The organism is Cupriavidus sp. 05T41 (assembly GCF_056396525.1).
Genome location: NZ_JBFTLQ010000021.1, coordinates 25,883 through 40,022, shown reverse-complemented (window position 1 = coordinate 40,022; position 14,140 = coordinate 25,883). Strand labels below are relative to the sequence as shown.

Genomic DNA, 14,140 nt, shown 5'->3' with positions numbered 1-14,140 from the left:
TCAGTTCATCGGTGCGTGGCCTGGCGCCACGCGCATTCATGCTTTGCTGCGTTGGTTCGGTTCGGGAAAACGTGCCGCGCCGCTCAGGGCGCCACGATTTCGATGCTGTCGACCCGCGCCGGATCGAACGCCATGTAGCCCGCGATCTGCGCCATGGCCGCGTAGGGGTGCTCGTAAGTCCACACAGCATTGATGCCGCGCTGGCCGGCCGCGGGAATGCTGTAGTAGCTGCATTCGCCCTTGTACGGGCAGTACGTGGCATGGTCGCTGCGCTGCAGGCGGGACAGGTCGACATCCGTGCGCGACACGTACTGCACCGCGGCGTAGGCGGCCTCGCGCAGCGTCAGCGCCGCGAGCGTATCGGCCACCACCACGCCGCCGGCCTTGACGACGACGCGCCGGGGATTTGGCTCGATCGTGATCGGGTGATCGGGGCCGGGAATCTTGATTGGCTTGGTGTTCATCCTGGCGGTCTCCGGTGTGTGGCTGGCGCAATGCCCGCAATGTTACTTCGATGCCGGAAACGGCGCAGGCCGAGGGCGCCCGGCCAGCCTCCCGGACCACGCCAGGAAACATATTCGCCACTTTTGCGGCGAGCCGGGCGCCTTGCCTCAGCGCGTCGCCACGATGAAGAAGCGCGGGAACGGCAGCAGCACGGAGCCGTCGGCCAGCGCCGGATAGGCGCGCGCCACCTCGGCCGTGTAGCGCTCGAGATAGGCGCCGCGCTCGGCCTCGTCGAGCGGGTCGATGAACGGGCGCAGCCCGGTGCCCTTGAACCATTCCACAATGGCCGCCGGGCCGCCTTCCAGCGCGTGGTGGTAAGTGGTCTGCCACACGTCGACCGTGCTGCAGTGTGCGCGCAGCAAGGCGTAGTACCAGGCCGGACGAGCCAGCGTCGTGCGTGCCTGCGCGGCGGCGGCGAGCTTGCCAGCCCACGGGCCGTCCGCGGCGACCTCGCGCATCAGCCGGTGGGCGGGGGTGTCTAGGGTATCGGGCACCTGGATCGCCAGGCTGCCGCCGGGCGCGAGCTTGGCGGCCAGCGCGGGCAGCAGGCGGTCGTGCTCGGGCAGCCACTGCAGCACGGCGTTGGCGAGGATCAGGTCGTACGGGCCCGGGTTATCCCAGGACTCGATGCCGGCGACTTCGAACTCCAGGTCCGGCAGGCGCTTGCGCGCGGCCTCGATCATGTCGGGCGAGCTGTCGAGGCCGGCCACGCTGGCGCCCGGGAAGCAGGCTGCCAGGACCTCGGTCGAATTGCCGGGGCCGCAGCCGATGTCCACCGCGCGGCGCGGCTCGCGCCCCGGCACGGCGGCCAGCAGGTCGCGTACCGGGCGGGTGCGTTCATTCTCGAATTTCACGTATTGCTTGGCTGACCAGGTCATTGCTGCTCCTTTGCAGGATCGGGGCCAGTGTCCGGTTCTGGTGTCCGGCTCTGGCGTTTTGGTGTTCGGTTGTTCAGTCCGGGCGGTCCGGGCGGTCCGGCGGGTTCGCGGCCGGCCCGCACGCCGAGGCCGGCAGGCGCGGCTCGCGCAAGGCCGCCCTGCCCCTGGCGGTCAGGTGCACGATGGCCTGCGCGCGCGGCAGGCCCGGGCGCAGGTCGAGCCCCACCAGGCCGGCCGCGGTGGCGTCTTCCCACGCGCTCAGCCGCGGACAGGATGTGCGCCAGGCGTCCATGGTGTCCTCGAAGGTGCGGGGGCCGGCCTCCACCCACGCGAGGAATTCCAGCAGATTGCCGGACCAGGCTGGCGCGACGACGCTTTCGCCCGGGTTGCTGTCTTGTTCCATCGCTGCGCTCCGCCGTCTCGCCTGACACGCCGACAGCATAGGCGCGAACTGCTATGATTTCCAATGCATCTTTAGTACAAACCCCATACCTTGAGAGTATTGCAATGATCGAACTGCGCCGGCTGCGGGCCTTCGTCGTCCTTGCCGAGGAAGGGCATGTCACCCGGGCCGCCGAGCGCCTGGGCATGCAGCAGCCGCCGCTGACACGCCTGCTGCGCGGGCTGGAGGAGGAACTGGGCGTGGTGCTGATGCGCCGCCTGCCGCGCGGCGTGCGGCCCACCGAGGCCGGGCTGGCGCTGCTGGAGGAAGCGCGCGCGGTGCTGGCACGCGCCGCGGGCGTGGCGGACGCGGTGCGCCGCGCGGCGGCCGGCGAACAGGGCCGGCTGGCGGTCGGCTTCACCAGCTCGGCCGCCCTGCATCCCTTCGTGCCCGCCGCGCTGCGCCGCTTCCGGGAGGCCGTGCCAGGCGTGGCCGTGACGCTGGAAGAAGCCGGCACCAGCGAACTGGTCGACGCGCTCCTGCATGAGCGGCTCGACGCGGCTTTCGTGCGCTCGCCGGTCGGCAGTACCGCCGGCCTGCTGCTCGACGCGGTGCTGGAGGAGCCGATGCTGGCCGCACTGCCCGCGGCGCATCCGCTCGCGGCGGATGCCACGCCGCTCCCGCTTGCGGCCCTCGCGCACGAGCCTTTCATCCTCTATCGCCGTCCGGCCGGACCCGGCTTGTACGACGCCATCCTGGGCGCATGCCGCGAAGCCGGCTTCAGCCCGCTGGTAGCGCAGGAAGCGCCGCGCCTGCCGGCCACGCTGAGCCTGGTCGCGGCGGGCCTCGGCGTGTCGGTGGTGCCGGCGTCGATGCGGCGGCTGGGCGGCGAGGACATTGTCTATCGCGCGCTGGCGGATCACCCGCCGCTGAGCGCGCCCCTGCACCTGGCCATGCGTGACGACGGCCTCTGCGCCGCGGCCGCGCGATTCCGCGCACTGGTGCGCGACATCGCCGGCGCGCAATGCGGCGACGACCCCAGGCCGCTCCCCCGCGCGGCGCCCAAACCCGGCATAATCGGCTGAAACTCCAGCGCGGGCCGACGCGATCATGAACCACCGGGTCATTCTCATCTGCGTCATCGGCGCGGCCGCCGCGGCCGCCCTGGTTGCCAGCGCCGCTCGTGCCGCGGATCCGCCCGCACCTGCCGGCACAATCGCCACTGCGCCCGGCTGACACGCCGGCGAGCGGGCCGCGCAGGCCTGAAGCGGAACAGCCGGCCCTGGTCATCGAGCAGCGCCCGCTGCCGCCGCAGCAACTGTTCCCGCCCACCTACGAAGAAGCCATGACCGCGCTCGTGCGCGCGCTCGACATCGATGCGCTGCTGGCTTCCGGGCTGAAACTGGCCTTTGCAAAGCTCCCCGCGAAGATCGGCCCGATACCGAAGGAGCGCTACGTGGAATGCACGCGCACCAAGCTTTCCGCGCAGATCATCGAGACCGCCGTCAGGCCCGCGCTCGATGCGGAGATCGGCGATGCCGACCTGGCGACCAGCCTGGCACGCCTGCTCAACTCGCCGGTCGGGCAGAAGACCAGGCAGGCCGCACTGGCGGGCCTGGCACTGCGCGACGCGGGCATCACGGGTGCGGACGCGCTCGAATTCAATCGGTATATGGAGAACGCCGCCCTGAAAGCCTTCCTGGAAAACGGCGGGCTGCGCCGCGTGAAGAATGCCGTTTCCCGGACGCTGGATGCGGAGGGCAAGCGCGCGGCCAACGCTTGCGCCAGGGAACTGGTGCCCTTGTACCGGCTGCGCAACGAGCGCTCGGCGTGAATGGTCGCGGCGGCCGAATGTCGCGGCGGGCAGAGGCACGCGCCGGCGGGCGGCCTCGTGAAATACCGTTACAGTTGTATCCCCCCCTGGGCTCGCGGCAGGACTAAAGTCAGGTCACGGCTATTGCATGACGAGGACAAAAAATGAAGCAAGGTTTCTGCTACGCGCTGGGTATCGGAGCGCTGGCCTGGGCGGTCTCCCAGCCTGCGCTGGCACGTGTCGATGTCGACCTGAACATCGGCGTGCCCGCGCCGGTGGTCGTGGCGCCGGCACCGGTCTATGTCCCGGCGCCGGTCTATGCGCCGCCCCCGGCCCCGGTCTACGGGCCGCCTCCGGGCTACGGGCCGCCGCCCGGCTATGGTCCGCCTCCGGCCGTGGCCTACCCGGCGCCGCCGGTGGTCTATGGACCGGCACCCGTGGTGGTCGCGCCGGGGCCCGCGATCGTGATCGGCTGGCACGGCGACAGGTACTGGGACGGTGGCCGCTGGTGGGCGCGCCGCGACTGGTACGCGTATCACCATCAGCACGGGTACCATCGCTGAGCGGGCCGCGCTGCTGTTGCGCTGTTGCGCTGTCACGACATCGGCACCTGGCCCAGGCAGCAAATCGTTAGTTCTTATTACAAAGAAAAACCGCCCCATGCAGGGCGGTTTTTCTGTTTGGGCAACACCTTGCCTCAAGGGATGCGGCCGCCAGGCGGCCGGCACCCTTGCCGGCATCCCGGACCTCACTCCACCTTGGCGGCGCCGAGGGTGAACTCACCATCGCGGTAGTCCACCGGCACCACGTCCTTGGCGGCAAACCGGCCTTCCAGGATGGCGCGCGCCACCGGATTCTCGATCTGCTGCTGGATCGCGCGCTTGAGCGGACGCGCGCCGAACACCGGGTCGTAGCCTGCGCTGGCGATCTTGGCGACCGCCGCCTCGCTGACTTCGAGCGCCATGTCCATGCGTGCCAGCCGTGCCCGCAGCCGTTCGAGCTGGATGCGTGCGATCGACTCGATATGCTGCTGGTCGAGCGAGTGGAACACCACCACCTCGTCGATCCGGTTGAGGAACTCGGGGCGGAAATGGGTCTTCACTTCCTGCCATACCGCGCCCTTGACCGCCTCGTGCGGCTCGCCGGACATCGCCTGGATGATCTGCGAACCGAGGTTCGAGGTCATCACGATCACGGTGTTCTTGAAGTCCACCGTGCGGCCCTGCCCGTCGGTCAGGCGGCCGTCGTCCAGCACCTGCAGCAGCACGTTGAAGACGTCCGGGTGGGCCTTCTCGACTTCGTCGAGCAGCACCACGCTGTACGGCTTGCGGCGCACCGCCTCGGTCAGGTAGCCGCCCTCTTCGTAGCCCACGTATCCCGGCGGCGCGCCGATCAGCCGGCTCACGCTGTGCTTCTCCATGAATTCGCTCATGTCGATGCGGATCAGGTGGTCCTGCGAATCGAACAGGAACTCCGCCAGCGCCTTGCACAGCTCGGTCTTGCCCACGCCGGTGGGGCCGAGGAACAGGAACGAGCCATAGGGCTTGTTCTCGTCGGCCAGGCCGGCACGCGAGCGGCGGATGGCGTCGGACACCAGGCGCACGGCCTCGTCCTGCCCCACCACGCGGCGGTGCAGGTAGTCCTCCATCTTGATCAGCTTCTCGCGCTCGCCCTGCATCATGCGCGAGACCGGGATGCCGGTCGCGCGGCTGACCACCTCGGCGATTTCCTCGGCGCCGACCTGCGTGCGCAGCAGCTTGTTGGGCTGCTTCTGCTCGCTGGCTTCGGCCACCGTGGCGGCCTTGAGCTTGCCTTCGAGCTCGGGCAGCTTGCCGTACTGCAGCTCGGCCACCTTGTCGAGCTTGCCTTCGCGCTGCAGGCGCGTGATCTCCAGGCGGATCTTGTCGATCTCTTCCTTGAGCGCGGCCGCGCCCTGGGCGGCACCCTTCTCGGCCTTCCAGATTTCCTCGAGATCGGCGTACTCCTTCTCCAGGCGCGTGATTTCCTGCTCGATCAGCTCGAGCCGCTTCTTCGAGGCCTCGTCGGTCTCCCGCTTGACGGCCTCGCGCTCGATCTTGAGCTGGATGGTGCGGCGCTCGAGCTTGTCCATCACCTCGGGCTTGGAGTCGATCTCCATCTTGATGCGCGCGCCGGCCTCGTCGATCAGGTCGATGGCCTTGTCCGGCAGGAAGCGGTCGGTGATGTAGCGGTGCGACAGCTCCGCCGCGGCGACGATGGCCGGGTCGGTGATCTCCACGCCGTGGTGCAGTTCGTACTTCTCCTGCAGCCCGCGCAGGATGGCGATGGTGGCCTCCACGCTCGGCTCGTCGACCAGCACCTTCTGGAAGCGGCGCTCCAGCGCGGCGTCCTTTTCGATGTACTTGCGATACTCGTCCAGCGTGGTGGCGCCGATGCAGTGCAGCTCGCCGCGCGCCAGCGCGGGCTTGAGCATATTGCCGGCGTCGATGGCGCCCTCGGCCTTGCCCGCGCCCACCATGGTATGGATCTCATCGATGAAGACGATGGTCTGGCCTTCGTCCTTGGCGATGTCCGACAGCACGGCCTTGAGGCGTTCCTCGAACTCGCCGCGGTACTTGGCGCCGGCCAGCAGGCCGGCCATGTCGAGCACCAGCACGCGCTTGTTCTTCAGGCTCTCGGGCACTTCGCCGTTGACGATGCGCTGGGCCAGGCCTTCCACGATGGCGGTCTTGCCCACGCCCGGCTCGCCGATCAGCACGGGATTGTTCTTGGTGCGGCGCTGCAGGATCTGGATGGCGCGGCGGATCTCGTCGTCGCGGCCGATGACCGGGTCGAGCTTGCCGATGCGGGCACGCTCGGTGAGGTCCACGGTGTACTTCTTGAGCGCTTCGCGCTGGGTTTCCGCATCGGCGCTGTTGACGGCATCGCCGCCGCGCACGGTCTCGATGGCGGATTCCAGCGACTTGCGCGACAGGCCGTTCTCGCGCGCGACGCGGCCGGCCTCGCCCTTGTCGTCGGCCACGGCGAGCAGGAACAGTTCGCTGGCGATGAACTGGTCGCCGCGCTTGATGGCTTCCTTCTCGGTCGCATTGAACAGCGCGTTGAGTTCGCGCCCAACCTGGACTTCGCTGTTGCCCTGGATCTGCGGCAGGCGCTTGATGGCGGCGTCGAGCGCGGTGGTCAGGCCATTCACGTTGACCCCGGCGCGCGCCAGCAGGCCGCGCGCGGCACCGTCATTCTGCGCCAGCAGGGCGCGCAAGACGTGCAGCGGATCGATGTATTGGTTGTCGTTGCCGATGGCCAGGCTTTGCGCATCTGCCAGCGCTTCCTGGAATCGGGTAGTCAGTTTGTCTAGTCGCATTTAGGATGCCCTCTTTCTCGGATGCGTGTCCTGATGCGGGAGGCGGGGCGGATGCGCCCCGGCCTGCCGATCCCCCTGGGGTCCGGACACTGGATGTCTTTCCGAAAGATAAGGCTCAGCGCCGACTTTTCAAGGGCCGGCGGCCCGTTTTTGGGGCACCGGGGTGTGGCGCGGGAGATACTCCGTCGCGCGTGCCCGGAGGGCCTCCTCAGGCTGCGACCGGCGCCCGCTTGTCCTCCAGGTTGCGCACCAGCACCAGCGCTTCGCCGGCCAGCACCACGCGACCGTCGTCGCCCGAGATCACAGTGGCCAGGTTGACCAGATCCTTGTCGCCGCGCAGGCGCACGATGCGCACCGAGGCGGTCAGCTGCTCGCCCAGCCGCGCCGGCGAGCGCAGCCGCAGCGACTGCTTCATCCAGCCGGTGCCCCGGCCCGGCAGGCGGGTGCCAAGCAGGTCGGAGAACATCCCGGCCAGCAATGGCAGCGGCACGATGGCGCCGCCGAAGCCCCGGCTGCGGGCAAACACCGGATCGGTGTAGAAGCGATTGCCGTCGTCGGTCAGGGATACGTACTCGTCGATATCCGCGGCACTGAAGGTACGTATCGCCGACGCCTCCTGGCCCATGCTGAGATGGTAGAGCGTGCCGTCGCCGGCGACGGCGGACTGTACGGCATCGTCCCCATCATGGCGCTGGGCCTCGGCCAGCGCGGCGGCCGTGGCGTCGACCAGCAGGACGGCGTCGCCCTGTGCCGTAACCTGCTCATCGGACTCGGGCGTGCGCGCACGCCCGCGCTGCACGCAGCGGATCTCGGTATCCAGGGCAATCCGGTCGCGCCCCGGCGTGTCGTCGAGCACCAGCACGGCCGCCACGCCGTCGCCGACGAAGGTGGGCCGCGGGAACATCAGCGTCTGCCCGATCGGCAGCACGGGACGCGGGTTGCTGCGCCGCATCTGGGCGCACAGCAACGAGAACAGCAGCATGCCGTGCGCCACCGTGGCGCCGAAATGCGTGGTGCTGGCGAACGCCGGGTCGCAGTGGATGGGATTGTCGTCGCGCGAGAGCCGGGCGAAGCGATCGAAGTCCTCCTGCGTCAGGATGCGCGGGCTGGATGCCTTCATCAGTTGGGTACCTCTACGGTGCCGCCGGTGACCGTGATCCGGTCGGCATTGGCCGGGACGGCGGCGAACGGCGGCAGATTGGTGGGCAGGATGGTGGGCGCGGGAGAGAGGGTGCCGCCACGCGCGACGGTGCGCACGACCTGCGACGGCGGCAGCGCAGTGCCGGCGGTGAGGTTGGCGTACACCGCATCCAGCGCACGGTTCAGGTAGACGTGCAGCGGGATGAAGCGGTTGTCATAGCCGGCCACCGCGCCGATGAAGCTATCGAAGTGCTGGCCGTTGGTCACCTCGATATAGGACAGCTTGCTGGCGCCGCCCTCCTGCAGGTTGTTGTAGCCAAGGTAGGGCCGCGAGGTGTGGTTGACCGGCAGCAAGGCGTCACTGCGGCCATGCACGATGATGGCCGGCTTGCCGTGCAGGTTGCCCGAGCGCAGCGTCTGCGCCAGGCCCGCCTGCAGCGCCTGGGACTGGGCATCGGCGCCGCTGAGCAGCCCGCGCAGGCAGCGCGCGCCGTCGAGGTTGGCGTCGGCCACGCCGTTGCCGGGCGACTTGGAATAGATGTCGCGCAGCGGGCCGCCCGGGTTGTTGTCGTTGATCAGTTGCACGCCGGCCGCGGGTGGCACGCCGTTGCCGGTCGCGTACAGGATATTGAGCACCTCGGGCGCGATGACCGCCGGCGTCAGCACCGCCGTGCCGGTGGCGGCGAAGCTCAAGCCGCACAGGCGGTCCGTCACGCTGGCCCGCGCAAGCGCATTGGCGAAGGTCACCGAAACCGCATTGGCCACTTCGAACAGGGCCAGCGAGGGATGGAGCACGTCCGACTCGGCCTCCCAGCCCGCGTCGTGCAGCGCCTGCAGCGCGTTGGCGGCCTGGGTGGCGGTGTCGGGGCCGGTGATGATGCCTGCGCTGACCAGCGACTGGCAGCGGTTGAGCGCCGGCTGGGCCAGCGCCACGGCAGGCAGGCCGTACAGGCTCACGGCCGGCGCGTTCACCAGTGCCACCGCCTGCGACGTGCACAGCTGCAGCAGGTTGGCCGTGGTGGTGTAGTCGTAGAGCGTGCGGCCCGACGCAAGGACCGGCGCGCCGCCGCGCGTGACGGTCACGCCAGTGACGGCGGGCAGGTTGAGGTTGGGCTCGCCCACGGCCACGCCGTCGATCAGGCCCTGGGTGTCCTGCTCGGCCGCCGCAATGGCTGCGCCGCCGCCGTTGGAGACGCTCGACGCGATCACCACCACCGTCTCAGGGGCGAACGAGCGCTCGCGCGTGCCGTCGGAGGCCACCGTGCCGAAGCGGTCGTTGAGCGCCCACAGGGCAAACTGCGCGGCCTGCAACGTGAAGGCGCCCCAGTCCTTTTCGGGATTGCGCTGCGAATGCGCATGCTTGAACGCCAGGCGGTGCGGCGCGAGCGCGTTGAACGCGGCCAGGGTGGTGGTCGGGAACGGCGCGGCGAACTGCGCATTGGCGCCGGCGGTGCTGCGCGGTGCGCGCGTGCCGTCGATCAGCGGCACGGTATCGGTATCCAGGTCGTGCGGTGCAGCACCGGTGCCTTTGTCGGTGTAGGCCACCGCGCAACCGCGCTTGAGCGCCCATTCGCCGGTGGAGATGGCGCCATAGACGCCGCGCGAGCCGGACGAGGTGGCGGTGATCAGGCAGGGCTTGGCGACGTTGAAGCTGTCGGGGATCTGCACCAGCATCGTGACGTTCTGCTTGCCGCTGCCGTCGTCCGAGAACGCCAGGTACTCGCGCCCCGCCACCTTGCCCTGGCTGGCGGTGACGTTGCCCTGGGCGTCCACGTTGGGGCCGTACAGCGAGCCGAAGCCGCCGCCCGTGGTGGTATCCACCAGCGCGCGGTAGTTGGTGTAGATGGCATAGCGGCGCAGTTCGACCGCAGTGGGCGCCGCCGGGTTCAGCGGCAACGGCGCGGTGGCCGATGCCAGGCCGTCCTTGCCGAGGCCGGCGGTCAGCAGGTCGTCGGTGTTGCCGTCGTAGCTCTTGATGGTCACCGTGCCGATATTGACCGGCTTGATATTGGGATTGCCGTTGCCGCTGTTGTTATTGTTGCCGCCACCGCACGCGGCCAGCAGAAGGCCGGCCGCGCCGGCCAGCGCGAGCCGCGCCCGCGTTGCGCTCCAGACTGGCCGAACGGTACCACCGATACTCACTGCAAACTCGCGCCACATATCGTGCCCCTTTTTGCATGCTTGCTTGATCGGATAACGCATTACGCCAACTGCTTTCCCAATACTGCAACCCCTTGCCGCGCGAGCCCCTGGCCGCTCAGGACGGCGCGAAGCGCGCGCGCAGCTTGTGCTTCTCCACCTTGCCGGACGGGGTGCGCGGCAGCGCCTCGATCAAGCGCACGTGCCGCGGCACCTTGTATCCGGCCAGCGTGGCGCGGCAATGCGCGAGCAGCGCCTCGGCATCGAGCGCCTGGCCGGGCCGGGCCACTACCAGCGCCATGCCGACCTCGCCCCAGCGCGCGTCCGGCACGCCGATGACAGCGGCCTCGGCCACCGCGGCGAGCTGGAACAGCGCGTTCTCCACTTCGGCAGGATAGACGTTCTCCCCGCCGGAGATAAACATGTCCTTGGCGCGGTCGATGATGTAGTAGTCGCCCTCTTCATCCATATAGGCGATGTCGCCCGAGTACAGCCAGCCGTCGCGGATGGCGGCAGCCGTGGCCTGCGGCAGGTTCCAGTAGCCGGGTGTGACGCCGGGGCCCTTGATCAGCAGCTCGCCGCGTTCGCCGGGCGCCACGTCGTAGCCGAGCGGGTCCACCACGCGCGTGAGCATCGAGCCTACCGGCTTGCCGATGGTGCCGATCTTGCGGCGCGCGGTGGCCTCGTCGCAGACGAATACGGTGGGCCCGGTCTCGGTCATGCCGAAGCCGAAGCAGATCGTCACGCCCTTGGCGAGGTAGGCCTCCAGCAGCGGGCGCGGCACCGGCGAGCCGCCGGCGGACATATTGCGCACGCGCGAGAAATCCGCCGCGGCGAAGCCCGCGTGCTGGCTCAGGAAGAGGTAGACCGCGGGCACCGCGAAGAACATCGTGATGCCCGCCCCCGCGTGCGTGCCGGCGGCCGCATCGAGCTTGCGCAGGGTCACCGCGGCATCGAACTGCCGCATGATGTGCACGGTGCCGCCGGCATGCAGCACCGGGTTGGCGTAGAGGTTGAGCCCGCCGGTGTGGAAGAACGGCAGCACGTTCAGGAACACGTCGTCGCGCGTGATCTTGTTGGCCAGCATGGCGTTCACGGCATTGAAGAAAACCATGCCGTAGGTCTGGATCACGCCCTTGGGCCGGCCGGTGGTGCCGGAGGTGTAGAGCAGGTGCCAGATTTCGTGTTCGTCGCGGCAGGGCATCTCGATGACGCGGCCGGACGCGCGCGCCAGCACCGTCTCGTACTCGGTCCAACCGCCGGGCACGTCCGCGCTTTCGTCGTCGGCCATATGCAGCACGGCGCGCAGCGGCATGGCGCGGCTCAGGGCGATGGCGGTGGCGAGAAAGCCGTCGCCGGCGACCAGCACCTCGGGCGAACAATCCTCCAGGATGGGCAGCAGCTCGGCCTCGGGCAGGCGCCAGTTCAGGCAGACCATCACCATGCCCGCCTTGGCGCAGCCATACAGCATTTCGAGGTAATCCGAGCTGTTGTGCGCCAGCACCGCCACGCGGGCGCCGGGCGCCAGCCGCAGATGCTCGCCGAGATACTCGGCAAAGCGGCTGGCGCGCTCGTCGAACCGGCGGTACGTCACCGTGCGGCCGCTCTGCACGTCGACCAGCGCGATCTTGTCCGGGGTGTGCCGGGCGTTCTTGTGCAGCCAGTCGACGACGTACATGTGCAGGGTCTCCCGTTGTCTTTTATCTTGCGCGCAGTACCAGTCTAGGAGGCTACCTCGTGTTCGGCCCGGTCGCCGCGCAGGCGGCCGACGATGCCCTGCGGGAAGTAATACACGCTGAGGATGAACAGCAGCCCCAGCCACAGCAGCCAGCGATCCGGGTGCAACAGGCCGGACAGCAGCGGGATCGCCGCGGTGCCGTCGCTGGCCAGCTTCATCACGTCCTGCAGGTAGGTCTGCGCCACCAGGAACAGCGTGGTGCCGATGATAGCGCCGTACAGCGTGCCCATGCCACCGATCACCACGATCAGCAGGATATCCACCATGATCTCGAACGACAGCGAGGTGTCCGGACCGTTGTAGCGCAGCCAGAGCGCCATCAGCACGCCGGCCAGCGTGGCGAAGGCGGCCGACAGCACGGTGGATACGGTGCGGTAGACCACGGTGCGGTAGCCGATCGCCTCGGCCCGGAAGTCGTTTTCGCGGATGGCCTGCAGCACGCGCCCGAACGGCGAGTTCACCACGCGCAGCAGCAACAGGAACAAGGCCAGCGCGCCGGCGAACACGAAGTAGTAGGAGAACAGCTTGCCGTTGAGCGGCACGCCGAACCACTCGGCGTCTCCCAGCGTGAAGCCCGGCGTGAAGATCTCGGGCACCTTGAAGGTGATGCCGTCCTCGCCGCCGGTCCACTCGGACAGCTGCGATACCAGCGTGGCAAAGGCGGTGGCCACGGCCAGCGTGATCATGGCGAAGAAGATCGCCCTCACCCGCAGCGAGAACAGCCCGATCAGGAAAGCCAGCGCCATCGACACCAGCAGCGCGCCCACGGTGCCGAGCGCCAGCGCGCCCCAGCCCGGCTCGAGCCGCGACATGGCGATCGCCACGCCGTAGCCGCCGATGCCGAAGAACATGGTGTGGGCGAAGGAGACGATGCCGGTATAGCCGAGCAGCAGGTCGTAGCTGGCCACCAGCACCACGAAGACACAGATCTTGGCCGCCATGTTGAGCGCGCGCGCGCCGGGGAACAGGAACGGCGCGCAGGCCAGCGCTAGCAGCATCGCCACCAGGATGACGGTCAGCACGCGGCTGCGCGGCAGGTCGCCGGAAAGGAGTCGGGTCATCGCATTTTCCTCGGGGCTCAGCGCCTGGCTACCGGATACAGTCCCTGCGGACGCCACAGCAGGATCATCACCATCAGCAGGATGTTGGAGAACAGCGCCAGCTTGGGGAACAGAAAACCAGTGTAGTTGGCCATCAGCCCCACCAGCAATGCGCCGACGAAACAGCCGGTGGTCGAGCCGAGCCCGCCGATGATGATGACGATGAAGATCAGCACGTTGACCTGCGCGCCGATCGACGCCGTGATGTTCTGCTGGTACAGCCCCCACAGCACGCCGCCCATGCCGGCCAGGCCGGCACCGACCACGAACACGCCGATGAACAGCAGGCGGATGCGGTAGCCGAGCGACTCCACCATCTCGCGGTTCTCCACGCCCGCGCGGATCAGCAGGCCGATGCGCGTGCGGTTGAGCACCAGCAGCATGGCGATGAAGACCGCCAGGCCGAGCACCACTGCGATCAGGCGATATTTCTCGATGGCGGCGTCGCCCAGCAGCACCGCGCCGCGGAAGGTGGTGGGCACCTGCAGCGCGATGGTCTCCGCGCCCCAGATGGCCTTGATCAGCTGCTCGGCCACGATCATGCCGCCCATGGTGATCAGGATCTGCTTGAGATGCTGCCCGTACACCGGACGCACTACCACGCGCTCGAACAGGAAGCCGACAATGCCCGCCGCGACCATCGCCGCCACGATGGCCAGGCCGAACACCGCAAGATTGAGCGCCAGGCTGTCGGCCTCGACCCAGCCGCCCAGCGGCAGCAACACCGATGCCGCCACATAGGCGCCGAGCGCGATGAAGGCGCCGTGGCCGAAGTTGAGCACGTCCATCAGGCCGAACACCAGCGTCAGGCCGGACGACACCACGAACACGATCATGCCCATGGCCAGGCCGGCGATGGTCAGCGTCAGCCAGGTCGAGCCGCTGCCCACCAGGGGATAGGCCAGCAGCATCAGCAGCGGCGCCAGCGCCAGCGGGGTCCAGTCGAGGCGGACCTTGGGCAGGTCCGCCGGCGCGGCCGGCGTGGTGGGTAAGGTGCTTGTACTCGCCATTGTCTCGGTCCCGATCTCTACGTTCTGGCATGAAGCCGGCAATGGGCCGCCGCCTCTCACGCTGCTATTGTCCGCGCCCCGCTTGAAGTGCCCCGC

At 68.8% G+C, this 14,140-nt stretch carries 12 protein-coding genes; 3 read left to right on the top strand and 9 right to left on the bottom strand.

Annotation, left to right across the window (positions count from 1 at the left end; translation table 11 throughout):
• Nucleotides 1-83: 83 nt before the first annotated feature.
• The 3 genes from AC1DKV_RS14710 to AC1DKV_RS14700 form a co-directional block, all read right to left on the bottom strand.
• Nucleotides 84-464, bottom strand: coding sequence for a DUF427 domain-containing protein (locus AC1DKV_RS14710; RefSeq protein WP_441613367.1), 381 nt, complete (start codon nucleotides 462-464; stop codon nucleotides 84-86).
• 147 nt (nucleotides 465-611) lie between these two features.
• Entirely contained in the window at nucleotides 612-1,382 is a 771-nt protein-coding gene (gene tam, locus AC1DKV_RS14705) for a trans-aconitate 2-methyltransferase (protein ID WP_441613366.1), read from the bottom strand.
• 73 nt (nucleotides 1,383-1,455) lie between these two features.
• On the bottom strand, nucleotides 1,456-1,785 hold the full coding sequence (locus AC1DKV_RS14700; RefSeq protein ID WP_441613365.1) for a hypothetical protein: 330 nt from the start codon (nucleotides 1,783-1,785) through the stop codon (nucleotides 1,456-1,458).
• A 104-nt stretch (nucleotides 1,786-1,889) separates the two neighbouring features.
• Between AC1DKV_RS14700 and AC1DKV_RS14695 the strand changes: the two genes are divergently transcribed.
• The 3 genes from AC1DKV_RS14695 to AC1DKV_RS14685 all read left to right on the top strand — a co-directional run bounded on the left by AC1DKV_RS14695 (nucleotide 1,890) and on the right by AC1DKV_RS14685 (nucleotide 4,140).
• Entirely contained in the window at nucleotides 1,890-2,849 is a 960-nt protein-coding gene (locus AC1DKV_RS14695; protein ID WP_441613364.1) for a LysR family transcriptional regulator, read from the top strand.
• 98 nt (nucleotides 2,850-2,947) lie between these two features.
• Entirely contained in the window at nucleotides 2,948-3,598 is a 651-nt protein-coding gene (locus AC1DKV_RS14690; protein ID WP_441613363.1) for a hypothetical protein, read from the top strand.
• 143 nt (nucleotides 3,599-3,741) lie between these two features.
• Nucleotides 3,742-4,140 carry a hypothetical protein gene (locus AC1DKV_RS14685; protein ID WP_441613362.1) on the top strand — a complete coding sequence of 133 codons (399 nt, stop codon included), beginning with the start codon at nucleotides 3,742-3,744 and terminating at the stop codon, nucleotides 4,138-4,140.
• Between the two features lie 185 nt (nucleotides 4,141-4,325).
• On the opposite strand, the gene clpB is transcribed toward AC1DKV_RS14685, so the two are convergent.
• The 6 genes from clpB to AC1DKV_RS14655 all read right to left on the bottom strand — a co-directional run bounded on the left by clpB (nucleotide 4,326) and on the right by AC1DKV_RS14655 (nucleotide 14,044).
• Nucleotides 4,326-6,917, bottom strand: coding sequence for an ATP-dependent chaperone ClpB (gene clpB, locus AC1DKV_RS14680; RefSeq protein ID WP_441613361.1), 2,592 nt, complete (start codon nucleotides 6,915-6,917; stop codon nucleotides 4,326-4,328).
• Nucleotides 6,918-7,125: 208 nt separating this feature from the next.
• Nucleotides 7,126-8,037 (bottom strand): MaoC/PaaZ C-terminal domain-containing protein, encoded by a 912-nt coding sequence (locus tag AC1DKV_RS14675; protein ID WP_441613360.1) that lies wholly within the window; start codon nucleotides 8,035-8,037, stop codon nucleotides 7,126-7,128.
• Complete coding sequence (locus AC1DKV_RS14670; protein WP_441613570.1) at nucleotides 8,037-10,193, bottom strand: D-(-)-3-hydroxybutyrate oligomer hydrolase; 2,157 nt, start codon at nucleotides 10,191-10,193, stop codon at nucleotides 8,037-8,039. Before AC1DKV_RS14670 ends, AC1DKV_RS14675 begins: the two co-directional genes overlap by 1 nt.
• A 121-nt stretch (nucleotides 10,194-10,314) precedes the next feature.
• Complete coding sequence (locus AC1DKV_RS14665; RefSeq protein WP_441613359.1) at nucleotides 10,315-11,874, bottom strand: acyl-CoA synthetase; 1,560 nt, start codon at nucleotides 11,872-11,874, stop codon at nucleotides 10,315-10,317.
• 44 nt (nucleotides 11,875-11,918) lie between these two features.
• Complete coding sequence (locus AC1DKV_RS14660) at nucleotides 11,919-12,995, bottom strand: branched-chain amino acid ABC transporter permease (RefSeq protein WP_441613358.1); 1,077 nt, start codon at nucleotides 12,993-12,995, stop codon at nucleotides 11,919-11,921.
• Between the two features lie 17 nt (nucleotides 12,996-13,012).
• Nucleotides 13,013-14,044 carry a branched-chain amino acid ABC transporter permease gene (locus AC1DKV_RS14655; RefSeq protein WP_441613357.1) on the bottom strand — a complete coding sequence of 344 codons (1,032 nt, stop codon included), beginning with the start codon at nucleotides 14,042-14,044 and terminating at the stop codon, nucleotides 13,013-13,015.
• Nucleotides 14,045-14,140: the final 96 nt, after the last annotated feature.